The following is a 25,501-nucleotide window of genomic DNA, read 5'->3' as shown; positions in this document are numbered from 1 at the left end:
GAACGCGGGAGTATAGCGATCAGTGTTCCCTGAGGTCGGCCGCCCGGAAGCCCATCGCGACCATCGCGATGCCGTAGACCGCCACGCCGCCACCCACCAGCCCGGCGAGCCACACGATCCGGGTCGCGACCGCCACCTGCGTGAAATCCGGTGCGACGTGGAGGCCGAGCAGCAGTGCCGCCGTCATGGCCGCGCACGCAACGCCCAGCCGCAGCAGGAACTTGCCCCAACCGGGCTTGCGCTCGTAGACGCCCGCCTGCCGGAGCCAGCGCCACAGCAGCAGCAGGTTGAGGTAGCTCGCCGCCGCGCTCGCCAGGCCCAGGGCGAAATGCAGGCCGGGTGTGTGCGCCAACGCGTGCAGCACCGGGCCCTGCTTCAGCTCGGGCTTGACCCACAGGACATAGAGGACAGCGAGGAACAGGCCGTTGAAGACCATGTTGGCGACCAGCGAAGCCACGCCCGCGCGCACCGGGGTTTTCGTGTCCTGCCGCGCATAAAAGGCCGGCAGCACGACCTTCACCAGCGCGAAGGCCGGCAGGCCGAAGGCCAGGCCGAACACCGACAGCGCGGCCATCTTCGTATCGAACGCGGTGAACGCGCCATGCTGGAACAGCGTCGATACGAGCGGCACGCACAGCAACATCAGGCCGAGCATGGCGGGCACCGCGATGATCAGCGTCGTGCGCAGGCCCCAGTCCAGCGCCGACGAGAACCCGGCGCGATCGGTGTTGACGTGATGGCGCGCGAGCGCGGGCAGGATCACCGTGCCGAGCGCGACGCCGAAGACGCCGAGCGGCAGTTCGAGGAAGCGATCGGCCTGCGAGAGCCATGTCTGCGAACCGGCGATCAGCAGGGACGCGATCACCGTATCGAGCAACAGGTTGATCTGCGCGACCGAAGAGCCGAACAGCGTCGGCACCATCAGCTTCATCACTTTGCGCACGTCGGGGTGTTTGGCGCCCCATTTCGGCATCGCGAGCAGATCCAGCTTCGCCAGCTGCGGCACCTGGAACAGCAACTGCAGCACGCCGGCCGCGAGGATCGCCCAACCCAGCGCGAGGATCGGCACGTCGAGCATCGGCGAGAGCCACACGGCGCCGGCGATCATGCAGATGTTGAGGATCACCGGCGTCAGCGCCGGCATGCCGAAGCGGTGGAAGCTGTTGAGCGCGCCCGCGGCCAGCGCCGTGAGCGAGACGAACAACAGGAACGGGAACGTCAGCCGCAGCAGATCGACCGTCAGCGCGAACTTCTGCGGCTCGTCCGACGCACCGGGCGAAAACAGCAACGTGACCTGCGGCGCGAAGATCACGCCCAGGGCCACGATGATGGTGAGCACCCCGCCCAGCGTGCCCGCGGTGCGCGACACCAGTTCCTTCAGCTCGGCGTGGGTCCGCTTCTCCTTGATCTCCGTGAAGACGGGCACGAAGGCGGTGGAGAACGAGCCCTCCGCGAACAGCCGCCGCATGAAGTTCGGGATGCGGAAGGCCACCCAGAAGGCGTCGGTCATGGCGTTGGCGCCGAAGACGGCGTTGATCACCATGTCCCGGACCAGCCCGAAGACGCGGCTGACCATGGTCATGCTGCCGAAGGACAACAGCCCCCGGATCATCCTCGGGGCGGTCATACGCCCCCTCGGTTGACGCAAGTCCCTGAAACGCCCATACTTCCGCGCTTCGTCGTGCCGGCCTTGGGCCCGCACGCACCCCGATTCCCGTTCATCCACATCGTTTCGTTCCCAGGATTCCCGTCGTGGCCAATATCAAGTCCGCCAAGAAGCGCGCCAAGCAGACCGTCGTGCGCAACGCTCGCAACGCCGCTCAGCGCTCGATGCTGCGCACCGCCGTCAAGAAGGTGCTGAAGGCGCTCGACGCCAATGACGCCGCCGCCGCCCAGGCCGCGTTCGTCGTGGCGCAGCCGATTCTCGACCGTTTCAGCTCGCGTGGCCTGATCCACAAGAACAAGGCCGCCCGCCACAAGAGCCGCCTCACGGCGCGCATCAAGGCCCTGCAGGCCGCCTGATACAAACGGCGCCGCAGCAGCTTCGAAAAACCCCGCCTCGGCGGGGTTTTTTGTTGCCTTCGAAAAGACCTCAAACATCGTGCTGTTCCTCGCGCAGGCGGTCGAAGAACGACTGCACCGCCAGCATGATCGGCCAGGTGCCTTCGCGGCCCAGCGCCGAGACCATGTACCAGGGCTGCGTCCATCCGAGTTCGCGCACGACTTCTTCCGCGCGCTCGCGCGCTTCGTCCTCGAACATCAGGTCGGACTTGTTGAGCACCAGCCAGCGCGGTTTTTCCAGCATGCCCGGATCGTACTTGCGCAGCTCGTGTTCGATGGCGCGCACCTGCTCGGCCGGCGAGGCTTCCACGCCGCCTTCCATCGGCGCCATGTCGACCAGGTGCAACAGCAAGCGCGTGCGCTGCACGTGGCGCAGGAACAGGCTGCCCAGGCCGGCGCCTTCCGCGGCGCCTTCGATGATGCCCGGGATGTCGGCGATGACGAAGCTGCGGTGGTGTTCGACCGCGACGACGCCGAGGTTCGGATAGAGCGTGGTGAACGGATAGTCCGCGACCTTCGGCGTCGCGGCCGAGACGGCGCGGATGAAGGTGGACTTGCCCGCGTTCGGGAAGCCGAGCAGCCCGACGTCCGCGAGCAGTTTGAGTTCGAGGCGCAGCGTGCGCTGCTCGCCCTCGTCGCCCGGCGTCGAACGCCGCGGCGAGCGATTGATCGAGCTCTTGAAGTGCATGTTGCCGAGGCCGCCCTTGCCGCCCTTGGCCACGAGCAGGCGATCGCCGTGCATGGTCAGGTCGCCGATGACCTCGTCGGTCTCGATGTTGTGCACGACGGTACCGACAGGCACGACGATGGTCGTGTCCTCGCCGCCCTTGCCGTACATCTGGCGGCCCATGCCGTTCTCGCCGCGCTTGGCGCGGAACATCTTGTCGTGGCGGAAATCGACGAGCGTGTTGAGGTTCTCGTCCGCCTGCAGCCAGACGCTGCCGCCGACGCCGCCGTCGCCGCCGTCGGGGCCGCCGAGCGGAATGAACTTCTCGCGGCGGAAACTGATGGAGCCGTTGCCGCCGTTGCCGGCGATCACGGTGATTTCTGCTTCGTCGACGAGTTTCATCGTGTTGCGTTCCTTGCTTCAGAAACGACGAACCCCGCCGGAGCGGGGCTCGTCGGACACCGGCGCGTCGAGGTTACTCGACGATGCTGACGGTGCGGCGCTTGTTCGGGCCCTTGGTCGAGAAAGCGACCTTGCCGTCGACCAGCGCGAACAGGGTGTGGTCGCGGCCGAGGCCGACGCCCGTACCCGGGTGGAACTGCGTACCGCGCTGGCGAACGATGATGTTGCCGGCTTCGACGGCCTGGCCGCCGTAGAGCTTCACGCCCAGGTACTTCGGATTGGAGTCGCGGCCGTTGCGCGAAGAACCTACGCCCTTTTTATGTGCCATGGCTGCCTCTCCTTACTTCTTGTCGCCACCGGCGATGCCGGTGATCTCGATTTCGGTGTAGTGCTGCCGATGGCCCATCTGCTTGCGATGGTGCTTGCGGCGGCGGAACTTCACGATGCGCACCTTGTCGGCGCGGCCGTGACCCTTGACGGTGGCGGTGACGCTGGCGCCCTTGAGCGCGTCGCCGAGCTTGACGCCTTCGCCGTCGCCCAGCATGAGCACGTTGTCGAACGTGATCTCCTTGCCGGCTTCGACATCGAGCAGCTCGACGCGGAGCGTCTCGCCCTTCATCACGCGGTATTGCTTACCGCCGGTGACCAGTACTGCGTACATGACCAGGCATTCCTCTGTAGTTATTGTGGTCGCCTGCCCGCCATCGAGGGCGAACAGAAGCGGAATTGTAGGGGTTTCAGTCGGTTAGGGTCAACCGACCCCACGATTTCCCCAACCCGGCCTCCCGGGTGCCCCCAGACTGAATGGCTTCAGGTCGGGCAGCCGGCCCGAGGCCGCCCGGAGGCTGGGTTTCCGTCGATTTGCCCCGACCTTGGGACCTCGCTAGGCTCCCCTGTTCGGCTCCGAACGCACACCCCGGATCTCACACTCGATGGCGATGGATTTCATCCGCATCCGCGGCGCGCGGACGCACAACCTCAAGAACCTGGACCTCGACCTGCCGAGGGACAAGCTCATCGTCATCACCGGTCTGTCGGGGTCGGGCAAGTCCTCGCTCGCCTTCGACACCATCTATGCCGAAGGCCAGCGCCGCTACGTCGAGTCCCTCTCGGCCTACGCGCGCCAGTTCCTCAGCGTGATGGAGAAGCCCGACGTCGACCACATCGAGGGCCTGAGCCCCGCGATCGCGATCGAGCAGAAGGCCACCTCGCACAACCCCCGCTCGACCGTCGGCACGATCACCGAGATCTACGACTACCTGCGCCTGCTCTACGCGCGCGTCGGTTCGCCGCGCTGCCCCGACCACGGCTACCCGCTGGAAGCGCAGACCGTCAGCCAGATGGTCGACCAGGTGCTCGGGATCGCGAAGGACGACAAGCTCGCCGACCAGCGCTGGATGCTGCTCGCGCCGGTGATCCGCGAACGCAAGGGCGAGCACGCGCAGGTCTTCGAACAACTCCGCGCGCAAGGCTTCGTCCGCGTGCGCGTGGACGGCATCCTGCACGAGATCGACGCCGTGCCGCCGCTCGCGCTGCGCCAGAAGCACACCATCGAAGCCGTCATCGACCGCTTCAAGGTGCGCGACGACCTCAAGCAGCGCCTGTCGGAATCCTTCGAGACCGCGCTCAAGCTTGGCGACGGCATGGCCATCGTGCAGGCCATCGACGATGCGTCCATCGCGCCGCAACTGTTCTCTTCCAAGTACAGCTGCCCGGTGTGCGATTACTCGCTGCCGGAGCTCGAACCGCGCCTGTTCTCCTTCAACTCGCCCGTCGGCGCATGCCCGACGTGCGACGGCCTGGGCGTCAGCCAGTTCTTCGACCCCTCGCGCGTCGTCGTGCACCCCGAGCTCTCGCTCGCGGCCGGCGCGGTGCGCGGCTGGGACCGCCGCAACGTCTACTACTTCCAGCTGATCGCCTCACTGGCGCGCCACTACGGCTTCAACGTCGACACCGCGTGGCACGACCTCGACGAAGAACAGCGCCAGGCCGTGCTGCACGGCAGCGGCAACAACGTCGTGACCTTCACCTACCTCACCGAAGCCGGCGGCCGCACGACGCGCAAGCACAAGTTCGAAGGCATCCTGCCCAACCTCGAACGCCGCTACCAGGAAACCGAAAGCGCCGCGGTACGCGAGGAACTGGCGAAGTACATCAGCGAGCGCCCGTGCGTGGAATGCGGCGGCGCGCGGTTGAACCGCAGCGCGCGCAACGTGTTCGTCGCCGACCGCCCGTTGAGCGACATCGTCGTGCTGCCGGTCGATGAAGCGCTCACGTTCTTCTCGCACCTCGAACTGCCCGGCTGGCGCGGCGAGATCGCGGTCAAGATCGTCAAGGAAATCGCCGAACGCCTGCGCTTCCTCGTCGATGTCGGCCTGGATTACCTGACGCTCGAACGCAAGGCCGACACGCTGTCGGGCGGCGAAGCGCAACGCATCCGCCTGGCCTCGCAGATCGGCGCGGGCCTCGTCGGCGTGATGTACGTACTCGACGAGCCGTCGATCGGTTTGCACCAGCGCGACAACGAGCGCCTGCTCGGCACGCTCACGCGCCTGCGCGATCTCGGCAACACGGTCATCGTCGTCGAGCACGACGAAGATGCGATCCGCCTGGCCGACCACATCGTCGACATCGGCCCCGGCGCGGGCGTGCATGGCGGCGAAGTCGTGGCGCAGGGTGTATTCGCGGACGTGCTGAAGGCGCCCCGCTCGCTCACCGGCCAGTACATGAGCGGCAAGAAGAAGATCGAGATTCCCGCGCATCGCCACAAGCCGAACAAGAAGATGACGCTGCGCCTGCTCGGCGCGAGCGGGCACAACCTGAAGAACGTCGACCTCGAGATTCCCGCCGGTTTGTTCACGGCGATCACGGGCGTGTCGGGTTCCGGCAAGTCGACGCTGATCAACGACACGCTGTATGCGCTGGCCGCCAACGAGATCAACGGCGCGTCGCACAAGCCCTCGCCGCATCGCGAAGTGCAGGGCCTCGACCTGTTCGACAAGGTCGTGGACATCGACCAGTCGCCGATCGGCCGCACGCCGCGTTCCAATCCCGCGACGTATACCGGCCTGTTCACGCCTCTGCGCGAGTTGTTCGCATCCGTGCCCGAATCGCGCGCGCGCGGTTATTCGCCGGGGCGTTTCAGCTTCAACGTTCGCGGCGGCCGCTGCGAAGCGTGCCAGGGCGATGGCCTGATCAAGGTCGAGATGCACTTCCTGCCCGACGTGTACGTGCCGTGCGATGTCTGCCACGGCAAGCGCTACAACCGCGAGACGCTGGAGATCCTCTACAAGGGCTACAGCATCCACGACGTGCTGGAGATGACGGTCGAGGATGCGTTGTCGTTGTTCGAACCGGTGCCGGCGATCGCGCGCAAGCTCGAAACGCTGGTCGATGTCGGCCTGACGTACGTCAAGCTCGGCCAGCCGGCGACGACGTTGTCGGGCGGCGAAGCGCAGCGCGTGAAGTTGTCGAAGGAGCTCTCGCGCCGCGACACGGGCCGCACGCTCTACATCCTCGACGAGCCCACCACCGGCCTGCACTTCCACGACATCGAGCACCTGCTCGCCGTGCTGCACAAGCTGCGCGACGACGGCAACACGATCGTGGTGATCGAGCACAACCTCGACGTCATCAAGACGGCCGACTGGGTGATCGACCTCGGCCCCGAAGGCGGCCACCGCGGCGGCACCATCCTCGCGACCGGCACGCCGGAAGACATCGCGGGCATCGGCCATTCGCACACCGGCCGGTTCCTGGCGAAGGTGCTCGGCACCGACGCCAAGCCGACCAAGCCGGCACCCTCGCCGCGTCCGGAAGCGCCGCGCCCGCCGACGAAGGCCGAGAAGGTCGCCGCCAAGAAGGCCGCGAAAAAGGCCGCCGGCAAGCGGAAGTCCGCGGCATGAGCGAGCAGCGCGCGCCGCTGTTCCGCATGGAGATTGCGCCGCGCTGGCGCGATCTCGACGCGTTCAACCACGTCAACAACAGCAACTTCCTGACGTATCTCGAGGAAGCGCGCATCCAGTGGTTCGCATCCATCGGCCGTGAATGGTTGAGCGACACGATGATGCCGCTGCTCGCGGCGGTGCAACTCAACTACCGCGCGCCGATTCCGTATCCGTCGAACATCGCGATCAGCCTGTTCGCCGACCGCGTGGGCAACAGCAGCGTGACCGTCGGGCACCGCATCGAATCGCTCGACGGCGGAACGCTCTACTCCGACGGGCACGTCGTGATGGTGTGGATCGACCCGAAGAGCGGCCGCCCGATTCCGTTGCCCGACGGCGTACGCGAGATGGCGACGCGCGCTTAGCGCACCAGGAATTCGCCGCGCACCACCCGCCCATCCTGCAGCGCGAATTCGATGCGGACCTTGTCCCCCGCCTTCAACGGCTTCGTGGGATCCATCAGCATCATGTGCAAACCGCCGGGCTTGAACTCGGCGCTGCCCTTCGCCGCGACCGGCAACGTCGGCACCGCGCGCATGCGGCTCACGCCATCCACGAGCCTGGTCTCGTGCATCTCGACGCTTGCGTACGACGCGCTTTTCGCGCCGGTGATCGTCGCCGGGGTTGCGCACGGATTCTCGAACCGGCCGAAGCCCGCATGCATCGGCATCCCGCCCGGCACGAGGCGAATCCAGCCATCGCGCACGACCGGCACGCAGGCCGCGTCGGGCTTGCCGCGCGCGCACGCGGGCGTCGCGATCACGGCGGACAGCAGGGCGAGGATGGCGAGCATTCGGCGGACAGTGTTCATGCGCCTATGATACTGCTCGCCCCCAAAAGTCGGACCCGCCCGCATGCTCGTCGAACGCATCCCGCACGGCCCCATCGTCGAATTGAAGCTGGCGCGCGCGCCGGTCAACGCGCTCGATCCGGCGCTCTGCAACGACCTGCGCAACGCACTGGCCGAGGCGATCGGCGACGGCGCGCAGGGCATCGTGCTATCGGGCGGCCCGAAAGTGTTCTCCGCCGGCCTCGACGTACCGTTCCTGCTGTCGCTCGGCGAGGATCGCGCGGCGTTGCTGTCGGCGTGGTCCGCGTTCTTCGATGCAGCGCGTGCACTCGCGGAGTCTCCGGTCCCCGTCGCCGCCGCCCTCGCCGGCCATGCGCCCGCGGGCGGTTGCGTGCTCGCGTTGTGCTGCGACTACCGCGTCATGGCGGAAGGCCCGTATCGCCTCGGCCTCAATGAAACGCAGGTCGGACTGGTCGCGCCCGAAGGCGTCCAGTACTTGATGCGCCGCGTCGTCGGCCTGCATCGCGCGGAACGTTTGCTGGTCGGCGGTGAAATGATCGAAAGCGCGCAGGCGCTCGCCATCGGCATGGTCGACGAACTCGCCGGCATCGACGAAGTCGCCACGCGCGCGCGCCTGTGGCTCGAAGGCCTGGTCGCGTTGCCGCGCGAACCGATGCTGCGCACGCGCGCGATTTCGCGCACGGATGTCGTCGCCGCGATGCAGCCCGAACGCATCCAGCTCGAATCGTTCGTCGACGCGTGGACCGCGCCCGATACGCAGAAGGGTTTGCGCGCGTTGATCGCGCGCCTGGGCAAGTGATCAGTCGCCGGTCGCGATCGGCCGCGCCGGATCCGAGATCCACCCGCTCCACGAGCCCGTGAACAAGCGCGCGCCGCGCAAGCCGGCGCGCTCCATCGCGAGCAGGTGGTGGCACGCGGTGACGCCCGAACCGCACATCACCATCGCCTCGTCGGCGTGCTTGCCGAGCAGCAGTTCGCGGAATTCGTCGGCGAGATCCGCCGGCGGCTTGAACTTGCCGTGGTCGAGGTTCTTCGCGAAGTGCCGATTCACCGCACCGGGCACGTGGCCCGCGACGCGGTCGATCATCTCGTTCTCGCCACGGAAGCGATCCGCAGCGCGCGCGTCGATGAGCAGCTCTCCGGCGGCGAGGCGTTGCTGCACCTGGTCGGCGTCGAGCAAGCGCGTGGTGTCGAACGCGCCGGTGTAGCGCGTGGTGATCGGCTTTCTCGGCGTGGAGTCGACGGACAAGCCCAGCGAAGTCCAGCGCGACCAGCCGCCATCGAGTACCGCGACCTTTTCGTGACCGAGCATGCGCATCAACACCCAGAAGCGCGCCGCATGCGACCCGTCGCCGTCGTCGTACGCGACCACCTGGTCGTCGGGGCCGATGCCCCATTCGCCCAGCTTCTGCGTGAACGTCGCCGCGTCGGGCCACGGGTGGCGGCCGGCGCCGGTGCGCTTCATGTCGGAGAGGTCGCGATCCAGGTGCGCGTACACCGCGCCCGGGAGATGGCCGACGAGAAAGGCGCTCTCGCCCGCCATCGGATTGGTGAGCGTGAATCGGCAGTCGACGAGTTTCACGTCGGGCCTGCCGATGGCGATGGCCAGGGTTTCGGCCTGTACGAGGGTGTTCCAGCCGGACATCGGTTCCTCCGGTGCGGGCGGGGGCCCGCGGGTCCTTAGTTGTTCGATCCCGCCGCGCTGATGCGTTCGCGCAGGTTGTAGAGGATCGAGGCGGTGGCGCCCCAGATCCGCTGCCCCGGGTTACCCCTATCTACGAATTCGAATACCTGTCGCGGCCGTCCGCCGGGGATCGGCCTGCCCAGGAACGTGGCGACGTCGAGCGTGTTGAGGTTGCCGGGGTCGAGGACGTACTCCAGCGGCACCTCGAATACCTCGGCCACCTCCCCCGGATCGGGCCGAGGCACGAACTCCGGGTCCACCAGCGCGACCAGCGGCGAGACGCGGAAGCCGGTGATCGTGCACAGCGGATCGAGGAATCCGACCGGCGAGGCCTGCGCGGCAAGCAGGCCGATCTCTTCGCGGCTTTCGCGCAGGGCTGCGGCGATCGCGTCGGCATCATCGGGTTCGATGCGGCCGCCGGGGAAGCTGACCTGGCCCGCGTGGTGGCGCAAGGCGTCGGTGCGGCGCGTCAGCAGGACCTGCCAGCCTTCGTCGCGCGTGACCAGGCCGACGAGCACCGCGGCTTCGCGCAACGGCGCGTCGGGCAGCAGGCCTTCGAGTTCGGAATGGTTCCAGCCGGGGCCGGCGGGCGGGGCGTCGACGGGATGCAGCACCGCGCGCAGGTGCATCAGGTCCAGTCGCACGCTCATCGCTGCGGTGCGTAGGGCGGGCGCGCGGGCAGCAGGACGTCCATGACGTGCAGGCGTTCTTCGTCGCTCATCAGGCTCCAGCGCGCGATCTCGTTCGTCGTGCGACGGCAACCCGAACACAGGTTCTGCGTGTCGAGCTCGCAGATGCCGATGCAGGGGCTGAGGATCGGGCGGTAGGTGGGGATGGGGTGCACGGGGAGCATTTTGAGCGATCGGGGGTGAAACGAAAAACGCCGGCGCGGGGCCGGCGTTTCTCGTTGCATCTGCGTTCGGATTACTTGGCCGACACCAGCTTGACCTCGAACACCACCGCGACATTCGGCGGATACGGGCTGCGCGGGTCGTTGCCGAAGCCCTGGTCCGGCGGGAGGGCGATTTCCCACTTGGAACCGGCCGGCATGTTGGACAGCGCTTCGCGCATGCCCTTCATCTCGACTTCGCTCATCTTGATGCCGGTGAGCTTCTCGGCGGCCGGCGCGGTCTGCGGGCGCTGGTTGAGCGGGAACGGGCCCGTCACTTCCAGGTCCACCGTGCTGGCGTTGGTCGGCTTGGCGCCGCTGCCGGTTTCGATCACGCGGTACTGGACGCCGCTCGGCAAGGTCTTCACGCCCTGCTTGGCCTTGTTGGCCGCGAGGAACTGATCGGACTTCGCCTTGTTGTCGGCCGAGGCCTTCTCGAACTCCGCCTTGCGCTGGTCGGCACGCGCCTTCTGGCGCTTCTGCAGGCCGGCGATCACGGGCTCCAGGTCTTTCTCGGCGATGGCGGGCTGCTTCTTGGCGTAAGCGTCCTGCATGGCCTTGTAGACGGTGGCCATGTCGACCTGCTCGCCGCTGGCGGCAAGATCGCTACCGAAGCGGTAGCCGAAGTAGTAACTGAGCTTGCCCTTCTCGCTCGTGGTGTCCTGCGCCTGGGCGAAGCCCGTGGCGAGGGTCAGGGCCGCGACGGTGGCGGCAAGCAAACGCAACTTCATTCGGAACGTACCTCTTGGGATGGGATTGCCCGTCCGTCGGTCCCGGATGGGCGCGCTAGGATAGCGGCGGAGGCGCTGAATCGCCACTGACGACCGGGCCCTGTGACCGGCCCTCACGGCAGAAGTTCCGCACCCGGCGCAAGCCCACCGATTCCCCCATTCGACGAGCCCAGAGCATGTCCGACCCCGTCCTGCTGAGCGCCGACCGCGGCGCCGTCCGCGTCATCACCGTCAACCGTCCCGACAAGCTCAACGCATTGAATGCGCAGACCCTCGATGCCCTCCACGCGGCGTTCCAGGCGGCCGCAGTGGACGCGAGCGTCCGTTGCGTCGTGCTCACCGGCAGTGGGCCGAAGGCCTTCGTCGCCGGCGCCGACATCAGTGAAATGAACACCCTCACACCGGTGCAGGGCCGCGATTTCTCCCTGCGCGGCCAGCGGATGATGCGCGGGATCGAGAAACTGCCCAAGCCGGTGATCGCGATGGTCAACGGTTTCGCGCTCGGGGGCGGGCTGGAACTGGCGATGAGCTGCCATCTGCGCATCGCGGCCGACACGGCCAAGGTCGGCCAGCCCGAGATCAACCTCGGCCTGATCCCCGGCTTCGGCGGGACGCAGCGCCTGCTGCGACTGGCCGGCCGCGCGGCGACGCTCGAGCTGTGCCTGGCCGGCGCACCGATCGACGCGCAGCGTGCCCAGCAACTCGGCATCGTCAATCGCGTCGTGCCCACGGCCGAACTCGAAGCGCAGACGATGGCGCTGGCCGACCAGCTCGCCAATGCAGCGCCCCTCGCGCTGCGCGGCATCCTCGACTGCATCAACGTCGGCGGCGAGTGCGGCATCGAGGAAGGCCTCGAATACGAAAGCGCGCAGTTCGGCCTGATGTTCGCCACCGACGACATGCGCGAGGGCACCGCCGCGTTCCTCGAACGCCGCAAGCCGGCCTTCGCCGGACGCTGATGGCGCCCTGCCCCGCCTGCGCGTGCACGTCGCCGGCCGGCGACGCGGCGCATCGCATCGTCGCGGCCTTGCGCGAGGACGACGTCGACCGCGCGATCGATCTCGGGTTGCTCGACGACATCGCGTGCGCGCACTGCACCGAAGAATGCACGCACGCGCTTGCGGAAGCACGCGCTGCGCGCGCAAGCGCATTGGCCGCGCGCGAACGCTATCGTGATCGCGCGTTGCGCCTTGCACGGTTGCAGCGCGAGCGCGATGCGAAGCGCGCGCCGGTGCAGGCCACGACGGGCGCGCCTGCGTTGCCTCCAGCCGCTGCGGCGGCGTTGGAGCGCGCCAAGGCGTTGGCGGCGCGGAAGAAGGTGGAGTGACGGTGGCGGTCGCCAAGAAGGCGCGCAAGCGCCGGACGCTGTTGACGAAGGCCGAGATCGTCGAACTGTTCTCGCGCCTGCGCGAACTCAATCCGAAACCCACGACCGAGCTCGAATTCAAAACCCCCTTCGAATTGCTCGTCGCCGTCGTGCTGTCCGCGCAGGCCACCGATGTCGGCGTCAACAAGGCCACGCGCAAACTCTTCCCCGTCGCCAACACGCCGGCGGCCATCGCCGCACTCGGCGAAGAAACACTGAAGCGCTACATCTCGACGATCGGACTGTTCAACACCAAGGCCGCCAACGTCATCGCGCTGTGCAACCGGCTGCTCGCCGAGCACGGCGGTGAAGTCCCGCGCACCCGCGAAACGCTCGAAGCCCTGCCCGGCGTGGGCCGCAAGACGGCGAACGTGGTCCTGAACACCGCATTCGGCGAAGCGACCATGGCGGTGGACACGCACATCTTCCGCGTGTCGAACCGCACCGGCCTTGCGCCCGGCAAGGACGTGCGCGTGGTGGAGGACAACCTGATGCACGTCGTGCCGCCGGAATTCCTGCACGACGCGCACCACTGGCTGATCCTGCACGGCCGCTACACCTGCATCGCGCGCAAACCGCTGTGCCCGGCCTGCCCCATCCGCGATCTCTGCCGCTACAAGGACAAGACCTCCGACGGGGAGTGACGCTTCCCTGTCATGCGGTGGCAACTTGTCACAATAACGAAAGATTCACGCCCTACGCTGCGCGGCATCCACCAACCACCCCGCCCAGAAGGGCTCGCCATGAACCTGACCCGCAGCACCCTCGTCCTCGCGCTGCTCGGCGCGATCGGTACCCTCGCCGCCCCGGCCGCGCACGCGCAGGTCGCGATCGACGTGATCGCCGATTCCGAAGTGACGTTCGAAGGCCTCGTCCAGGCCGACATGTACTGGTACGACGCCGACTTCGCGCTCCTCAACGCCGACGGCCCCGACGGCCGCGACGGCGACTACGAAATGCGCCGCGCCGAGCTCGTGCTGAAGGGCAAGGGCCCGGGCAACATCGAGTGGGTCATGGGCTACGACGCCAAGGCCGACAAGTGGCTCGACGTCAACGCGAAGTACAAGTTCGGCGGCAACGGCAACCACTTCGTGCAGGTGGGCCAGTACAAGCAGCTGATGTCGCTGGAAGAACTCTCCTCGACGAAGAACAACGACTTCATCGCCAAGGCGTCGATCACCAACACGTTCGGCCTCGGCCGTCGCCTCGGCGGCATGTACCAGTACGGCGACAACAACTGGGCGATCGCCGCCAGCATGTACACGCGCGAGCTGACCGAGCATCCGGCACCGACGCCGCACGGCCCGGGTTGGGGCGTCCGCGGTTACTGGGCCCCGATCAACGGCAACGGCAACATCTTCCACGTCGGCGCGTCGTACAACGATTACGACACTTTCGGCGATGCCGCCCAATGGCGCGCGCGCCCGCTGGCCGATCTGTCGAACCGCATCGTCGACACCGGCACGATGCGCAACACCGACCGCAACAAGACGTTCGGACTGGAATCGTTCTGGGCGCATGGCCCGTTCAAGGTCCAGGGCGAATACATGAAGACGGAGACCGAGCGTTACGGCCTCGGCCCGAATTCGGAAACCTTCTCGGCCGACGGCGCCTACATCTCCGGCCTGTGGAACATCACCGGTGAGTCGTTCGGCTACAAGAACGGCGTACCGACCACCCCGCTGCCGAACAACCCGGCCGGCGGCATGTGGCAGGTGGGCCTGCGTTACGACACGATCGACCTGAACGACGGCGCGCTGTTCCGCGCCACGCCCACCGCCAATCCCACCGTGCTCGGCGCGCTCGGCGGCGAGATGGATTCCTGGACCGTCGGCGTGAACTGGTACTGGCGCTCGAACTTCAAGTTCATGCTCGACTACGTGATGGTCGATTCCTCGAAGTACATCGGCCGCACCTCGGCGACGTACGCCGAAGACCCGATCAACAACAACCGCACGTTCAACGCGGTCGTCGACGACAACCCGAACATCCTCGAAGCGCGCCTGCAGTTCTACTGGTAAGACCGACTCCCCCACGGGTCCCTCGAAGGGCGCGGCCGCAAGGTCGCGCCCTTTTTCTTGCCGGCAGATGGCGGTGTCACGCCCCTGTCATATCGCGAACATCCGAGTGTCACGCAACGGTTATGGAATGCACGCATCCGGACGACGTCGTCCGTGCATATCCCTTCCAGGAGACATCCGTGTCCTACTTCGCTCCGCTCCGCACCACCGCGCTGTCGCTGGCGCTCGTCCTGGCCGGCGGTTTCGCCGCCTCCGCGCACGCCGCCGACGTCACGGGCGCGGGCGCGTCCTTCGTCTATCCGATCATGTCGAAGTGGTCGGCCGACTACGCCGCGGCCACCAGCAAGAAGGTGAATTACCAGTCGATCGGTTCGGGCGGCGGCATCGCCCAGATCAAGGCGGGCACGGTGGACTTCGGTTCGTCCGATGCGCCGCTCAAGCCGGAAGAACTCGCGAAGTTCGGGCTGGCGCAGTTCCCCTCGGTGATCGGCGGCGTCGTGCCGGTGATCAACGTGCCGGGCGTTGCGGCCGGTGCGATGAAGCTCGACGGCCCGCTGCTGGCCGACATCTTCCTCGGCAAGGTCACGATGTGGAATGACCCCCGCATCGTCGCACTCAACGGCGGCCTGAAGCTGCCGAACAAGAAGATCACCATCGTGCATCGCTCCGACGGCTCGGGCACGACGTTCAACTTCGTCAACTACCTCTCGAAGGTCAGCCCCGAGTGGAAGACGAAGGTCGGCGAAGGCACGGCCGTGAAGTGGCCGGGCGGCATCGGCGGCAAGGGCAACGAGGGTGTCGCCGCGTACGTCAAGCAGATCAACGGTGGCATCGGCTACGTCGAGATGTCCTACGCGCTGCAGAACAAGATGACCTACTCGCGCATGAAGAATGCCGCGGGCAACTTCGTCAACCCGAGCAACGACAGCTTCCAGGCCGCCGCCGCCAGCGCCGACTGGGCGAACGCGAAGGACTTCTACCTGGTGATGACCAACGCGCCGGGCGAACAGTCCTGGCCGATCACCGCGACCAATTTCATCCTGATGTACAAGCAGCCGAAGAACGCCGCGGGCGCCAAGAACGCGAAGGACTTCTTCCAGTGGGCGTACAGCAACGGCGACGAGTCGGCCACGAAGCTCGATTACGTGCCGCTGCCCGATGCGCTGGTGAAGCAGATCGAAGCCTACTGGTCGCAGAACCTCAAGTACTGATCGTCGATGAATGCCATCGCCCTGCCGGTCGACGTCGCCGATGCCCGCGCATCGGCCGACGTCCGCAACGACCGCACCTTCGCCTGGATCGTCGGCGCCGCCGGCGTGTTCGTGCTCGTCGCGCTCGTCGCGGCCGCATTCTCGATGTTCTGGGGCGGGCGGCTGGCGTTCGAAACCTTCGGACTGAAGTTCCTCTGGACCGATGCCTGGGATCCGGTGAACCAGGTGTTCGGTGCGCTCGTGCCGATCTACGGCACGCTCGTCACCGCGTTCGTGGCGATGTTGATCGCGGTGCCGGTGAGTTTCGGCATCGCGATGTTCCTCACCGAGATCGCGCCGAAGTGGTTGCGCGGTCCGGTCGGCACGGCGATCGAACTGCTCGCCGGCATTCCGTCCATCATCTACGGCATGTGGGGCCTGTTCGTGCTGGTCCCCGTGCTGTCCGAACACGTGTATCCCTGGGTCGACACGCACATGGGCGCGTGGCCCATCGTCGGCAAACTGTTCGCCGGCCCACCGCTGGGCCTGGGCATGGGCACCGCGGGCCTGGTGCTCGCGATCATGGTGATCCCGTTCATCGCCTCCGTGATGCGCGAGGTGTTCCTCACCGTGCCGGGGCGTTTGAAGGAATCGGCGTACGCGCTGGGCTCCACGCGCTGGGAAGTGGTGTGGGACGTCGTGCTGCCCTACACGCGCTCGGCGGTGATCGGCGGCATCTTCCTCGGCCTGGGCCGTGCGCTCGGCGAAACGATGGCCGTCACCTTCGTGCTCGGCAATGCGCATGAACTCACCGCTTCGTTGCTGATGCCGGGCAACTCGATCGCCGCGACCATCGCCAACGAGTTCGCCGAAGCCGATTCGGAGATGTACCGCAGCGCGCTGATCGCGCTGGGCTTCGTGTTGTTCCTGGTGACCTTCACCGTGCTGACCATCGCGCGCCTGATGCTCCGCCAGCTCGCGCGCAAGGAAGGCAACTGATGGCCGCCTCGATGGACACGCTGTACAAGTTCCGGCGCGCGAAGAACCTCACCGCGCAGGTACTGGCCACGGCCGCGACGATCTTCGGGTTGTTCTGGCTCGCGTGGATCGTGTGGACGACGCTGCGCAACGGCATCTCGGCGCTGGATCTCGACCTGTTCACCAAAATGACGCCCCCGCCGGGCGACGATGGCGGCCTGCTCAACGCGATCTTCGGCAGCATCGCGATGAGTTTGCTGGGCGTGCTGTTCGGTGCGCCGATCGGCGTGCTGGCCGGTACCTACCTCGCGGAGTTCGCGCGTACCCGCTTCACCGCGCGCCTCGGCGAGACGATCCGCTTCGTCAACGACATCCTGCTGTCGGCGCCGTCGATCGTGCTCGGCCTGTTCGTGTACACGTTGGTCGTCGCGCCGATGGGGCACTTCTCCGCCCTCGCCGGCGCCATCGCGCTCGCCTTCATCGTGCTGCCGGTCGTGGTGCGCACGACGGACGAAATGCTCCGCCTGGTGCCCGCGCAGATGCGCGAAGCCGCGCTCTCGCTCGGCGTGCCGCAGTGGAAGGTGACCGTGCAGGTGCTCTATCGCGCCTCGTTGCCGGGCATCGTCACCGGCATCCTGCTCGCGCTGGCCCGCATCTCCGGCGAAACCGCGCCGCTGCTGTTCACCGCGCTCAACAACCAGTACTGGACGACCGATCTCAACCAGCCGATGGCCAACGTGCCGGTGGTGATCTTCCAGTACGCCATGAGCCCGTTCGAAGCGTGGCACACGCTCGCCTGGGCCGGCGCGTTCGTGCTGACGGTCTTCGTACTGCTCGTCGCCCTCATCGCCCGCGCGATCGTGTCCAAGTCGCGCATGGTCCACGACTGACATCCCATTCCCATGACGCTCCTCCAGGCGACCCCGCACATGAACGACGCACGCATCGCCGTCGCAACCCCGCAGCGCGAGATCGCGACGACGGCCCACCCCGCGCCGATCAAGCTCTCCGCGCGCGGCCTCAACTTCCACTACGCCGATTTCCACGCGGTGAAGAACATCCGCCTGGACATCCCCGAGCACCGCGTCACCGCGCTGATCGGGCCGTCGGGCTGCGGCAAGTCGACGCTGCTGCGCATCTTCAACCGCATCTACGCGCTGTATCCCAAGCAGGTCGCCTCGGGTGAAGTGCTGCTGGACGGGCAGAACGTGCTCGACCCGAAGTACCCGCTCAATCGCCTGCGCAGCAAGGTCGGCATGGTGTTCCAGAAGCCCGTGCCGTTCCCGATGACGATCTACGAAAACGTCGCCTACGGCATCCGCCACCACGAACGCCTGTCGAAAGCGGACATGGATGCGCGCGTCGAGGAAGCGCTGCGCCAGGCCGCGCTGTGGGACGAGGTGAAGGACAAGATGAAGAAAAGCGCGCTCGGCTTGTCGGGCGGCCAGCAACAGCGGCTGTGCATCGCGCGCGCCGTGGCGTTGCGCCCCGACGTGCTGCTGCTCGACGAGCCGACCTCCGCGCTCGACCCGATCTCCACCAGCCGCATCGAGCAGCTCGTGGAGGAACTCAAGCAGCGCTACACGATCGTCATCGTGACGCACAACATGCAGCAGGCCGCGCGCGTCTCGGACTACACCGCCTTCATGTACCTGGGCGACCTGATCGAACACGACACGACGGAAACCATCTTCTCCAATCCCTCGAAGCAGCAGACCGAGGACTACATCACGGGGCGATTCGGATGAACCAACTCCACGACCACATCGTCAAGAGCTACGACGAAGAACAGCGCCGCATGCTCGACGAGATCGTGCGAATGGGCACGATGGCCGCCTCGCAACTGGAGGCCGCGCTCGACGTCGTCGAACGCCGCGACGACAAGGCCGCCGAACGCATCGTCGCCAACGACGAAGCGATCGACGTGATCGAACGCGAGATCGACCACGCCGCGATGAAACTCGCCCTGCGCGGCCCGATGGCCCGCGACCTGCGCACGATCCTCGCCGCGCTGAAGGTCTCGGCCGACATCGAACGCATCGGCGACTACGCGGCGAACATCGCCAAGCGCTCGTGCGCGCTGAACCTCTCGCCGCCGCTGCCGCATACGCGCGGGCTCGACGCCCTCGGCCGCCTGGCGCTGGAACAGGTGCGCGACGTGATCATCGCCTACCGCGACAGCGACGCCATCGCCGCCCAGCGCGTGCGCAACCGGGACGCCGAACTGGACACGCTCTACACCGGCCTGTTCCGCGAGCTGCTGACCTACATGATGGAAGACGCCCGCGCGATCACCCCGTGCACGCATCTGCTGTTCATGGCGAAGAACCTCGAACGCGTGGGCGACCACGCCACGAACATCGCCGAAAACATCTGGTTCCTGGTGCATGGCGAGGATGACCTGCCGCCCCGCGAGAAGCGGGACGCCACGAACAGCGCCTGAACCCCCACCCACCCCTCCCCTGCATCCGTGGGGGAGGGAGTTGCGTATCTCCGACCGAGCTCAGGCATCATCCCCGCCTGCTCGCCCCTGCGGCCCAGCCGCGTCATGGAGATGCGTATGTACAGCAAGATGAAATCCCCCCTCGCCCTCGCAGCCACGCTCGCGGGTGGGCTGGTGCTGACCGGTTCGGCCTTCGCGATGCAGCCGCTGTCTGCGGGCTACATGGTGTCGGCCTCGGCCGTGGCCGAAGGCTCGTGCGGCGCCGACCACAAGGCCGCCGAAGGCAAGAAGACCGCCGGCGACAAGGCGAAGGCCGAAGGCAAGTGCGGCGTGGCGAAGATGGATTCGGACAAGGACGGCAAGGTGTCCAAGGCCGAGTTCGCCGCCGCGCACGACAACGACGACAGCAAGTTCGCCTCGCACGACACCAACAGCGACGGCTTCATCAGCGCCGAGGAAATGCAGGCCCACATGGGCGGCTCGGGCGGCGCGGGCAAGATGATGGAAGAAGGCAAGTGCGGCGAAGGGAAGTGCGGCGCCGAAGGTTGATCGCCTGATGGCGCTGCCTGCCGCGAGCGCGGGACTCGGACTGCGGCGCGCCCTGCTGGGCGCGCTGCAGGACGCGCCGGCGGGTGCGTTCGATTTCCTCGAATGCGCGCCGGAAAACTGGATCGGCGTCGGCGGGCGATTGGGCGACGCGTTCGCCTCGCTCGCCGCACGGCACCCGATCACGTGCCATGGATTGTCGTTGTCGCTGGGTGGCCCTGCTCCATTGGACGACGGATTCGTCGACCGCGTGGGTGCCTTCCTCGATCGCCACGCCGTGCGCGACTACAGCGAACACCTGAGTTACTGCAGCGACGACGGCCAGCTCTACGACCTGCTGCCGATCCCTTTCACCGACGCGGCCGTGCGGCACGTCTCGGACCGCATCCGCCGCGTGCAGGACCGCCTGGGCCGGCGCATCGCCATCGAGAACGTCAGCTATTACGCAGCACCCCATCGCGCGCTCGATGAAGCCGACTTCGTGAACGCGGTGCTCGAGGCCGCCGACTGCGACCTGCTGCTCGACGTCAACAACGTCTACGTCAATTCGATCAACCACGGCTACGACGCCCGCGCGTTCCTCGCCGCGATGCCCACCGCGCGCGTCACCCAGTACCACATCGCCGGGCATTTCGACGAAGCGGACGATCTGAAAGTCGACACGCACGGCGCGCCGGTGATCGACGATGTGTGGGCGTTGCTCGACCACGCATACGCGCTGCACGGCGTGCACCCGACACTGCTGGAACGCGACTTCAACTTCCCCGCGTTCGATGTGCTGCTGGCGGAAGTCGAGCGCATCCGCGAGATCCAGCGTCGCCATGTCTGAGGAACTGCGCCAGCAGCAGATGACCTTCGCGGCGCATCTGCGTGATCCGGAGAATGCGGCCGCGCCGTCGGACATCGAAGACCGCCGGCTCAAGATCTACCGCGACCTGTTGTTCAACAGCCTGCATGGATTGCTGTCGTCGAACTTCCCGGTCATCCGCAAGACGCTGGGGGATGGTGCGTGGCGCGCGTTGGAGCGTGCGTTCTTCGCCGACCATCGCGCGCAAACCCAACTTTTCACGGAAGTCGGAAACGAGTTCGCCACCTGGCTGTCGTCATCCCCGCGAGACCCCGCGTGGCTGCACGAACTCGCCCACTACGAATACGCCGAACTCGCCCTCTCGATCTCCGATGCCGCGCTCCCACCCCACGATCCCGACGGCCATCTCCTCGACGGCATCCCGGTCGCGTCCCCGTTCGCATGGCCGCTGGCCTACGCCTGGCCCGTCCATCGCATCGGGCCCGACTTCCAGCCCGACGCGCCGCCGGCGGAACCGACGCTCCTGCTCCTGCGCCGCGACCCGGCGGGCGACGTCCACTTCTCCATCCTCTCCCCGCTCACCTTCCGCCTGCTGCAACTGATCGATTCCAACGCGTCCGACACCGGCCGCACGCTGTTGCAACGGCTCGCGGCCGAAGCAGCCGCCCCCGACCCCGACGCCTTCCTCAGCGAAGGCGCGGCCACGCTCCAGGCCCTGAAGGCGGACGACGTACTGCTAGGGACCGCGCCGCGCTGCTAGGCTGTCGCGATGACGCAGTCCGACACCCCGCCCGCCGCCGAACCCGGCGACGCGCCGCCCTTCCGCAAGATGCACGAACGCTTCCGGGGGTACCTGCCCGTGGTGGTCGACGTGGAAACCGGCGGCTTCGACTGGCAGAAGCACGCGCTGCTCGAGATCGCCGCCATCCCGATCGATCTCGACGAAGAGGGCCGCTACATTCCCGGCGAAGTCGCCAGCGCGCACTTCATCCCCGCCGAAGGCCTGGCGATCGAACCGAAGTCGCTGGAAATCACCGGCATCGTGCTCGACCACCCGTTCCGCTTCGCCAAGCACGAGAAGGAAGGCCTCGACCACGTGTTCGCGGCCATCCGCGCCGCGGTGCGCAAGCACAACTGCCAGCGCGCGATCCTCGTCGGGCACAACGCGCACTTCGACCTCAACTTCCTCAACGCCGCCGTCGCGCGCGTGCAACACAAGCGCAACCCGTTCCACCCCTTCAGCGTGTTCGACACGGTGACCCTGGGCGGCGTGGCGTACGGGCAAACCGTGCTCGCCCGCGCCGTGCAGGCAGCGGGAATGGATTGGAACGGAGAAGAAGCGCACTCCGCGGTCTACGACGCGGAGAAGACGGCCGCGCTGTTCTGCGCGGTGGCGAACAAATGGGGTATCGGGATGGATTAACGCGCGCGCAGCTTCCGCGAACGCCACAATCCATACGCACTGACCAGCACCCAGGCGCTCTCGAGCACGAACACCGAGACGTTGAACGAGCCCATCAACGACACCAGGATCCCGGCCGCGCCGAACAGGTTCAGCAACTGATACGCCGCGCCATCGCCACGCATCTTGCCGATCTGCTGCGCCGCGAACGCGCCGAGGATCATCAACGTCCCCGCGAAACCGACCACGTCGTACCAGGCGAAAGTCACAGGCGCTGCCTCACTGCTTCGAACAACGCCACACCGGTGGCGACCGACACGTTCAAACTCTCGAACTCACCCGGCATCGGGATCTTGACCAGCTGGTCGCAATGCTCGCGCGTCAGACGACGCAGCCCATCCGCTTCGCCACCCAGCACCAGCGCGACGTTGCCCTTCAGGTCGATCGAATACAGCGACGCTTCGGCTTCGCCCGCCAATCCATAGATCCACACGCCCTGCTGCTGCAGATCGCGCAGGCAGCGCGCGAGATTGGTCACGCGCACGACCGGAATCGAATCCGCCGCACCCGCCGACGTCTTGCGCACGGTCGCGTTGACCTGCACCGCCTTGTCCTTCGGGATCACCACCGCTGTCACCGACGCGGCCGCCGCGCTCCGCAGGCACGCGCCGAGGTTATGCGGATCCTGCACGCCGTCGAGCACCAGCACGAGCGCCTTGCCGCCGGCGGCTTCGACGAGGCCTTCCAGCTCATCCTCGCCCCAGGTCTTCGCCGCCGCGTAGCGCGCGACCGCGCCCTGGTGCCGCAAGCCGCCGGCCACGCCGTCGAGCGCCTGCGCGGCGACGCGCCGCACCTCGATGCCCGCGCGGCGCGCCTGGGTTTCGATCTCGACGATCCGCGGGTTCTTCGCGCCGGCTTCGAGGAGCACCTCGCGCACGTTCTCGCCGTCGTGCTCGACGGCCGAGGCCACGGCATTGATGCCGGCGATCCACTGGGCTTGCTTGTTCATAGGGGCCGCATTGTGCCCGAAGTGCCGGTGCGCGGCCCGTCGAGGCCTACATCGCGATGCCGCGCTCCAGCTGCGACGGCGCCGGCAGGCCGATCTCGCCCAGCATCTCGCGCAGGTCCCGCTCGACCTCCTCGCAGATCCGCGTGATCGGCACGTCGTTGGCGCCACCTTCGAACGGGTTCTCCGTGCTCTCGCCCACCTGGTCCAGCGACACGTACATCCACGAGACCACCACGCTCAGCGGAATCGCGAGCCACACCATGTAGCCGGCGGCCCAGTCGCCGACGACGGCGTTGAGCCGTTCCAGCTCACTGATCATTCCGAACGGCAACAACACGCACAGGATCTTGACGAACAGCGAATGGATGAACGCGAACTGCCGCGGATACGGGTAGTTCTTGATGCGCTCGACCTTGCCCTGCAACTCGCCGAACTCGCGCGTTGCGCGCTGCAACTCCGCGAACGCACTGGCGGGAATCGCACCGGCTTCCAGCAAGCGCTTCGCTTCCGCGCCCTGCAGTGCCAGCACCTGCCACGGCGGATTGCGCGCTTCGAGCACCTGCGCGGCTTCGTCGGCGACCAGGTAACGCGACAGCTCGAACGTCAGCGACTGCGCGTGCTCGGGCACCGTGTAGAACTTCTTCCATTCCTGGAAATACGGTTTGTCCGACTGCTCCCACGGCTTGTGCTTGCGCAACTCGTGCCGCAACGCCGCGAGCCACGCGAGATGGCGGTGGATCAACGCCTTCGCCGCGAAGGCATCCGGCACCAGGTCGCGACACGACGCACCCCATGTGCGGCTCGCGCTCCCGATCGACGCCCACAGCACCTGCGCCTCCTGCATCCGCCCGTAGGTCTGCAGATTCTTGAAGCCCGCCGACAGCGCGACCGTGGTCCCGAGCAGGAAGATGATCGCGAACGGCAATTGCAGGAAATGCAGGCCGGCCACTTCGTACAACAGCACCGGCACCGTGCCGAGCACGATCAGCACGTAGATGCTGCGGCGCGTCCACATCAGGAATTCGGGGACGGTGTACGAGCGCTCGATCAACATGGCGAATCTCCCTGACGAACGGCGACCGAATGCAACACCGCGCACTTAGATTGAACCGCGTCTCCCCGGCGGAACAACCCCCATGTCCATGCGCCTCGATTACAACGCCCAATCGCCCGACCTCGTGAAGAAGTTCGTCGAATTCAGCGTCTACGCACACAAGGCAAGCATCGAAACGACGATCATCGACCTCATCAATATCCGCGCCTCGCAGATCAACGGTTGCGCCTTCTGCGTGGACATGCACAGCAAGGAAGCCACCATCCATGGCGAACGGCCGCTGCGGCTGTACCACATCGCCGTGTGGCGCGAATCGCCGCTGTTCAACGACCGCGAACGCGCCGCGCTGGAATGGACCGAAGCGCTGACGACGCTGCCGGCGCACGGCGTGCCGCAGGACATCTTCCAGCGCGTGTCCGAACACCTGACGGGCAAGGAACTCTCGGACCTGACGTTCTGCATCATGGCCATCAACGCCTGGAACCGCATCAGCGTCGGATTCGGCGCGGTGCCCGGTTCGATGGACAAGGCCTACGGGCTGACGAAGGCGAACCTCTCGTAACCCGCATGGGGGAAGGACACGCTCCCGCCTTCCCCGCTCAACTCCTCCTGCTCCCCCCAACAGGAATCTCGAATGCCTTACGTCAGCACGCAAGACAACACCCAGATCCACTACAAGGACTGGGGCAAGGGCCAACCCATCGTCTTCCACCACGGCTGGCCCTTGTCTGGCGACGACTGGGACACCCAGATGCAGTTCTTCCTGCAACAGGGCTACCGCGTCATCGCGCACGACCGCCGCGGCCACGGACGCTCGACGCAAACCGCCGGCGGCCACGAGATGGACACGTACGCGGCGGATGTCGCCGCACTCGTGCAGAAACTCGACCTGCGCGACGCCATCCACGTCGGCCATTCCACCGGCGGCGGCGAAGCGGCGCACTACGTCGCCAACCACGGAGAAGGCCGCGTCGCGAAACTCGTCCTGATCGGCGCCGTGCCCCCGGTGATGCTGAAGTCCGAGAAGAACCCGGGCGGGTTGCCGATGGACATCTTCGACGGCATCCGCGCAGGCGTGGCGAACAACCGCGCCGCCACGTTCTGGGACTTCCCGATCCCCTTCTACGGCTTCAACCGCGAAGGCACCCCGATCATCGAAGCCGTCCGCCAGAACTGGTTCCGCCAAGGCATGATGGGCGCGGTCAACGCCCACTACGAGTGCGTCAAGGCGTTCTCGGAAACCGACTTCACCGACGACCTCAAGCGCATCACCGTCCCGACCCTGGTGATGCACGGCGACGACGACCAGATCGTCCCCATCGCCGACTCCGCATTGCTCTCCGCCAAGCTGCTGAAGAACGCAACACTCAAAGTCTACAAAGGCTTCCCGCACGGCATGGCGACCACGCATGCCGACGTGATCAACAAGGATTTGCTCGCGTTCTTCAAGAGCTGAGTGCCATTGAAGCCCCTCTCCCTCCGGGAGAGGGGT

29 protein-coding genes and 1 pseudogene are annotated in these 25,501 nt (G+C 66.7%); 19 read left to right on the top strand and 11 right to left on the bottom strand.

The annotated features are described in order from the left end of the window. Positions 1 to 19: 19 nt before the first annotated feature. Complete coding sequence (gene murJ, locus LF41_RS04725) at positions 20 to 1,612, bottom strand: murein biosynthesis integral membrane protein MurJ (protein ID WP_202594023.1); 1,593 nt, start codon at positions 1,610 to 1,612, stop codon at positions 20 to 22. A 140-nt stretch (positions 1,613 to 1,752) separates the two neighbouring features. Here murJ and rpsT point away from each other — a divergent pair, with 140 nt between their 5' ends. Beyond that, the gene (gene rpsT, locus LF41_RS04720) at positions 1,753 to 2,022 is read left to right on the top strand and encodes a 30S ribosomal protein S20 (protein ID WP_036166639.1); all 270 of its coding nucleotides are present in this window, start codon (positions 1,753 to 1,755) and stop codon (positions 2,020 to 2,022) included. Between the two features lie 70 nt (positions 2,023 to 2,092). Here the strand turns inward: rpsT and obgE are convergent, their stop codons facing one another. From obgE to rplU, 3 genes are all read right to left on the bottom strand, one after another. Then, complete coding sequence (obgE, locus tag LF41_RS04715; protein ID WP_036166635.1) at positions 2,093 to 3,130, bottom strand: GTPase ObgE; 1,038 nt, start codon at positions 3,128 to 3,130, stop codon at positions 2,093 to 2,095. A 73-nt stretch (positions 3,131 to 3,203) separates the two neighbouring features. Next, complete coding sequence (gene rpmA, locus LF41_RS04710) at positions 3,204 to 3,458, bottom strand: 50S ribosomal protein L27 (RefSeq protein WP_036166632.1); 255 nt, start codon at positions 3,456 to 3,458, stop codon at positions 3,204 to 3,206. Positions 3,459 to 3,470: 12 nt separating this feature from the next. Beyond that, a complete protein-coding gene (gene rplU, locus LF41_RS04705) occupies positions 3,471 to 3,791 on the bottom strand; it encodes a 50S ribosomal protein L21 (protein WP_036166629.1) in 321 nt (106 codons plus the stop codon). A 271-nt stretch (positions 3,792 to 4,062) separates the two neighbouring features. Between rplU and uvrA the strand changes: the two genes are divergently transcribed. Together uvrA and LF41_RS04695 are read left to right on the top strand one after the other, a co-directional pair. Beyond that, on the top strand, positions 4,063 to 7,035 hold the full coding sequence (gene uvrA, locus LF41_RS04700; protein WP_036166627.1) for an excinuclease ABC subunit UvrA: 2,973 nt from the start codon (positions 4,063 to 4,065) through the stop codon (positions 7,033 to 7,035). Continuing rightward, the gene (locus LF41_RS04695; RefSeq protein ID WP_036166624.1) at positions 7,032 to 7,442 is read left to right on the top strand and encodes an acyl-CoA thioesterase; all 411 of its coding nucleotides are present in this window, start codon (positions 7,032 to 7,034) and stop codon (positions 7,440 to 7,442) included. The genes uvrA and LF41_RS04695 overlap by 4 nt, the downstream gene beginning before the upstream one ends. Here LF41_RS04695 and LF41_RS04690 read toward each other — a convergent pair. Next, complete coding sequence (locus LF41_RS04690) at positions 7,439 to 7,870, bottom strand: copper chaperone PCu(A)C (RefSeq protein ID WP_036166621.1); 432 nt, start codon at positions 7,868 to 7,870, stop codon at positions 7,439 to 7,441. The two genes, LF41_RS04695 and LF41_RS04690, sit on opposite strands and share 4 nt — an antisense overlap. Before the next feature lie 61 nt (positions 7,871 to 7,931). Between LF41_RS04690 and LF41_RS04685 the strand changes: the two genes are divergently transcribed. After that, positions 7,932 to 8,687: an enoyl-CoA hydratase/isomerase family protein gene (locus LF41_RS04685; RefSeq protein WP_036166617.1), complete on the top strand. Its 756-nt coding sequence runs from the start codon at positions 7,932 to 7,934 to the stop codon at positions 8,685 to 8,687. Here the strand turns inward: LF41_RS04685 and LF41_RS04680 are convergent, their stop codons facing one another. The 3 genes and pseudogenes from LF41_RS04680 to LF41_RS04670 all read right to left on the bottom strand — a co-directional run bounded on the left by LF41_RS04680 (position 8,688) and on the right by LF41_RS04670 (position 11,192). Beyond that, a complete protein-coding gene (locus LF41_RS04680) occupies positions 8,688 to 9,533 on the bottom strand; it encodes a sulfurtransferase (protein ID WP_036166614.1) in 846 nt (281 codons plus the stop codon). It lies immediately after the preceding gene. Positions 9,534 to 9,568: 35 nt separating this feature from the next. Continuing rightward, positions 9,569 to 10,425 (bottom strand): annotated as a pseudogene (locus LF41_RS04675) (NUDIX hydrolase). Positions 10,426 to 10,496: 71 nt separating this feature from the next. Then, the gene (locus tag LF41_RS04670) at positions 10,497 to 11,192 is read right to left on the bottom strand and encodes an FKBP-type peptidyl-prolyl cis-trans isomerase N-terminal domain-containing protein (protein ID WP_036166611.1); all 696 of its coding nucleotides are present in this window, start codon (positions 11,190 to 11,192) and stop codon (positions 10,497 to 10,499) included. A gap of 176 nt (positions 11,193 to 11,368) precedes the next feature. Between LF41_RS04670 and LF41_RS04665 the strand changes: the two genes are divergently transcribed. The 13 genes from LF41_RS04665 (at position 11,369) to rnt (ending at position 21,967) form a co-directional block, all read left to right on the top strand. Continuing rightward, entirely contained in the window at positions 11,369 to 12,151 is a 783-nt protein-coding gene (locus LF41_RS04665; protein ID WP_036166609.1) for an enoyl-CoA hydratase/isomerase family protein, read from the top strand. Beyond that, entirely contained in the window at positions 12,151 to 12,519 is a 369-nt protein-coding gene (locus LF41_RS04660) for a hypothetical protein (protein ID WP_036166606.1), read from the top strand. Before LF41_RS04665 ends, LF41_RS04660 begins: the two co-directional genes overlap by 1 nt. Then, complete coding sequence (nth, locus tag LF41_RS04655) at positions 12,516 to 13,202, top strand: endonuclease III (protein ID WP_152599886.1); 687 nt, start codon at positions 12,516 to 12,518, stop codon at positions 13,200 to 13,202. Before LF41_RS04660 ends, nth begins: the two co-directional genes overlap by 4 nt. A 99-nt stretch (positions 13,203 to 13,301) precedes the next feature. Then, the gene (locus LF41_RS04650; protein ID WP_036166604.1) at positions 13,302 to 14,579 is read left to right on the top strand and encodes an OprO/OprP family phosphate-selective porin; all 1,278 of its coding nucleotides are present in this window, start codon (positions 13,302 to 13,304) and stop codon (positions 14,577 to 14,579) included. Between the two features lie 212 nt (positions 14,580 to 14,791). Then, complete coding sequence (gene pstS / locus LF41_RS04645; protein ID WP_052116170.1) at positions 14,792 to 15,790, top strand: phosphate ABC transporter substrate-binding protein PstS; 999 nt, start codon at positions 14,792 to 14,794, stop codon at positions 15,788 to 15,790. A 6-nt stretch (positions 15,791 to 15,796) separates the two neighbouring features. Continuing rightward, positions 15,797 to 16,768 carry a phosphate ABC transporter permease subunit PstC gene (gene pstC, locus LF41_RS04640; protein ID WP_036166603.1) on the top strand — a complete coding sequence of 324 codons (972 nt, stop codon included), beginning with the start codon at positions 15,797 to 15,799 and terminating at the stop codon, positions 16,766 to 16,768. Continuing rightward, positions 16,765 to 17,637 carry a phosphate ABC transporter permease PstA gene (pstA, locus tag LF41_RS04635; protein ID WP_202594022.1) on the top strand — a complete coding sequence of 291 codons (873 nt, stop codon included), beginning with the start codon at positions 16,765 to 16,767 and terminating at the stop codon, positions 17,635 to 17,637. The genes pstC and pstA overlap by 4 nt, the downstream gene beginning before the upstream one ends. A gap of 39 nt (positions 17,638 to 17,676) precedes the next feature. Then, a complete protein-coding gene (gene pstB, locus LF41_RS04630; RefSeq protein WP_036167031.1) occupies positions 17,677 to 18,495 on the top strand; it encodes a phosphate ABC transporter ATP-binding protein PstB in 819 nt (272 codons plus the stop codon). Then, the gene (phoU, locus tag LF41_RS04625) at positions 18,492 to 19,190 is read left to right on the top strand and encodes a phosphate signaling complex protein PhoU (RefSeq protein WP_036166600.1); all 699 of its coding nucleotides are present in this window, start codon (positions 18,492 to 18,494) and stop codon (positions 19,188 to 19,190) included. Before pstB ends, phoU begins: the two co-directional genes overlap by 4 nt. A gap of 129 nt (positions 19,191 to 19,319) precedes the next feature. Next, positions 19,320 to 19,739: a CREC-EF hand family protein gene (locus tag LF41_RS04620; RefSeq protein WP_161786915.1), complete on the top strand. Its 420-nt coding sequence runs from the start codon at positions 19,320 to 19,322 to the stop codon at positions 19,737 to 19,739. Positions 19,740 to 19,746: 7 nt separating this feature from the next. Continuing rightward, complete coding sequence (locus tag LF41_RS04615; RefSeq protein WP_036166599.1) at positions 19,747 to 20,565, top strand: HvfB family MNIO-type RiPP peptide maturase; 819 nt, start codon at positions 19,747 to 19,749, stop codon at positions 20,563 to 20,565. After that, positions 20,558 to 21,304 carry an HvfC family RiPP maturation protein gene (locus tag LF41_RS04610; RefSeq protein ID WP_036166597.1) on the top strand — a complete coding sequence of 249 codons (747 nt, stop codon included), beginning with the start codon at positions 20,558 to 20,560 and terminating at the stop codon, positions 21,302 to 21,304. Before LF41_RS04615 ends, LF41_RS04610 begins: the two co-directional genes overlap by 8 nt. A 9-nt stretch (positions 21,305 to 21,313) precedes the next feature. Beyond that, on the top strand, positions 21,314 to 21,967 hold the full coding sequence (gene rnt, locus LF41_RS04605) for a ribonuclease T (RefSeq protein ID WP_036166595.1): 654 nt from the start codon (positions 21,314 to 21,316) through the stop codon (positions 21,965 to 21,967). On the opposite strand, the gene LF41_RS04600 is transcribed toward rnt, so the two are convergent. The 3 genes from LF41_RS04600 to LF41_RS04590 are packed head-to-tail and all read right to left on the bottom strand — an operon-like array spanning position 21,964 to position 24,009. Further along, positions 21,964 to 22,215, bottom strand: coding sequence for a CBU_0592 family membrane protein (locus tag LF41_RS04600; protein WP_036166593.1), 252 nt, complete (start codon positions 22,213 to 22,215; stop codon positions 21,964 to 21,966). The genes rnt and LF41_RS04600 overlap by 4 nt on opposite strands. Further along, positions 22,212 to 22,955 carry a 23S rRNA (guanosine(2251)-2'-O)-methyltransferase RlmB gene (gene rlmB / locus LF41_RS04595; protein WP_036166590.1) on the bottom strand — a complete coding sequence of 248 codons (744 nt, stop codon included), beginning with the start codon at positions 22,953 to 22,955 and terminating at the stop codon, positions 22,212 to 22,214. The genes LF41_RS04600 and rlmB overlap by 4 nt, the downstream gene beginning before the upstream one ends. Before the next feature lie 46 nt (positions 22,956 to 23,001). Further along, on the bottom strand, positions 23,002 to 24,009 hold the full coding sequence (locus tag LF41_RS04590) for a bestrophin family protein (RefSeq protein WP_036166589.1): 1,008 nt from the start codon (positions 24,007 to 24,009) through the stop codon (positions 23,002 to 23,004). 82 nt (positions 24,010 to 24,091) lie between these two features. On the opposite strand from LF41_RS04590, the gene LF41_RS04585 reads away from it, so the two are divergent. Together LF41_RS04585 and LF41_RS04580 are read left to right on the top strand one after the other, a co-directional pair. Continuing rightward, positions 24,092 to 24,571, top strand: a complete 480-nt coding sequence (locus LF41_RS04585; RefSeq protein ID WP_036166586.1) for a carboxymuconolactone decarboxylase family protein — start codon at positions 24,092 to 24,094, stop codon at positions 24,569 to 24,571. A 72-nt stretch (positions 24,572 to 24,643) separates the two neighbouring features. Next, on the top strand, positions 24,644 to 25,465 hold the full coding sequence (locus tag LF41_RS04580; RefSeq protein ID WP_036166583.1) for an alpha/beta fold hydrolase: 822 nt from the start codon (positions 24,644 to 24,646) through the stop codon (positions 25,463 to 25,465). The last annotated feature ends 36 nt before the right edge of the window (positions 25,466 to 25,501 follow it).

Source organism: Lysobacter dokdonensis DS-58, from assembly GCF_000770795.1.
Lineage (GTDB): Bacteria > Pseudomonadota > Gammaproteobacteria > Xanthomonadales > Xanthomonadaceae > Noviluteimonas > Noviluteimonas dokdonensis.
This window is presented reverse-complemented; position numbering and strand designations above follow the sequence as displayed.

Coding starts and splice junctions, on each gene's coding strand:
- murJ (WP_202594023.1), bottom strand. CDS start 1,612: ATGATCCGGGGGCTGTTGTCCTTCGGCAGCATGACCATGGTCAGCCGC.
- obgE (WP_036166635.1), bottom strand. CDS start 3,130: ATGAAACTCGTCGACGAAGCAGAAATCACCGTGATCGCCGGCAACGGC.
- rpmA (WP_036166632.1), bottom strand. CDS start 3,458: ATGGCACATAAAAAGGGCGTAGGTTCTTCGCGCAACGGCCGCGACTCC.
- rplU (WP_036166629.1), bottom strand. CDS start 3,791: ATGTACGCAGTACTGGTCACCGGCGGTAAGCAATACCGCGTGATGAAG.
- uvrA (WP_036166627.1), top strand. CDS start 4,063: ATGGCGATGGATTTCATCCGCATCCGCGGCGCGCGGACGCACAACCTC.
- LF41_RS04695 (WP_036166624.1), top strand. CDS start 7,032: ATGAGCGAGCAGCGCGCGCCGCTGTTCCGCATGGAGATTGCGCCGCGC.
- LF41_RS04690 (WP_036166621.1), bottom strand. CDS start 7,870: ATGCTCGCCATCCTCGCCCTGCTGTCCGCCGTGATCGCGACGCCCGCG.
- LF41_RS04685 (WP_036166617.1), top strand. CDS start 7,932: ATGCTCGTCGAACGCATCCCGCACGGCCCCATCGTCGAATTGAAGCTG.
- LF41_RS04680 (WP_036166614.1), bottom strand. CDS start 9,533: ATGTCCGGCTGGAACACCCTCGTACAGGCCGAAACCCTGGCCATCGCC.
- LF41_RS04670 (WP_036166611.1), bottom strand. CDS start 11,192: ATGAAGTTGCGTTTGCTTGCCGCCACCGTCGCGGCCCTGACCCTCGCC.
- LF41_RS04665 (WP_036166609.1), top strand. CDS start 11,369: ATGTCCGACCCCGTCCTGCTGAGCGCCGACCGCGGCGCCGTCCGCGTC.
- LF41_RS04660 (WP_036166606.1), top strand. CDS start 12,151: ATGGCGCCCTGCCCCGCCTGCGCGTGCACGTCGCCGGCCGGCGACGCG.
- LF41_RS04650 (WP_036166604.1), top strand. CDS start 13,302: ATGAACCTGACCCGCAGCACCCTCGTCCTCGCGCTGCTCGGCGCGATC.
- pstC (WP_036166603.1), top strand. CDS start 15,797: ATGAATGCCATCGCCCTGCCGGTCGACGTCGCCGATGCCCGCGCATCG.
- pstB (WP_036167031.1), top strand. CDS start 17,677: ATGAACGACGCACGCATCGCCGTCGCAACCCCGCAGCGCGAGATCGCG.
- phoU (WP_036166600.1), top strand. CDS start 18,492: ATGAACCAACTCCACGACCACATCGTCAAGAGCTACGACGAAGAACAG.
- LF41_RS04620 (WP_161786915.1), top strand. CDS start 19,320: ATGAAATCCCCCCTCGCCCTCGCAGCCACGCTCGCGGGTGGGCTGGTG.
- LF41_RS04615 (WP_036166599.1), top strand. CDS start 19,747: ATGGCGCTGCCTGCCGCGAGCGCGGGACTCGGACTGCGGCGCGCCCTG.
- LF41_RS04610 (WP_036166597.1), top strand. CDS start 20,558: ATGTCTGAGGAACTGCGCCAGCAGCAGATGACCTTCGCGGCGCATCTG.
- rnt (WP_036166595.1), top strand. CDS start 21,314: ATGACGCAGTCCGACACCCCGCCCGCCGCCGAACCCGGCGACGCGCCG.
- rlmB (WP_036166590.1), bottom strand. CDS start 22,955: ATGAACAAGCAAGCCCAGTGGATCGCCGGCATCAATGCCGTGGCCTCG.
- LF41_RS04590 (WP_036166589.1), bottom strand. CDS start 24,009: ATGTTGATCGAGCGCTCGTACACCGTCCCCGAATTCCTGATGTGGACG.
- LF41_RS04585 (WP_036166586.1), top strand. CDS start 24,092: ATGTCCATGCGCCTCGATTACAACGCCCAATCGCCCGACCTCGTGAAG.
- LF41_RS04580 (WP_036166583.1), top strand. CDS start 24,644: ATGCCTTACGTCAGCACGCAAGACAACACCCAGATCCACTACAAGGAC.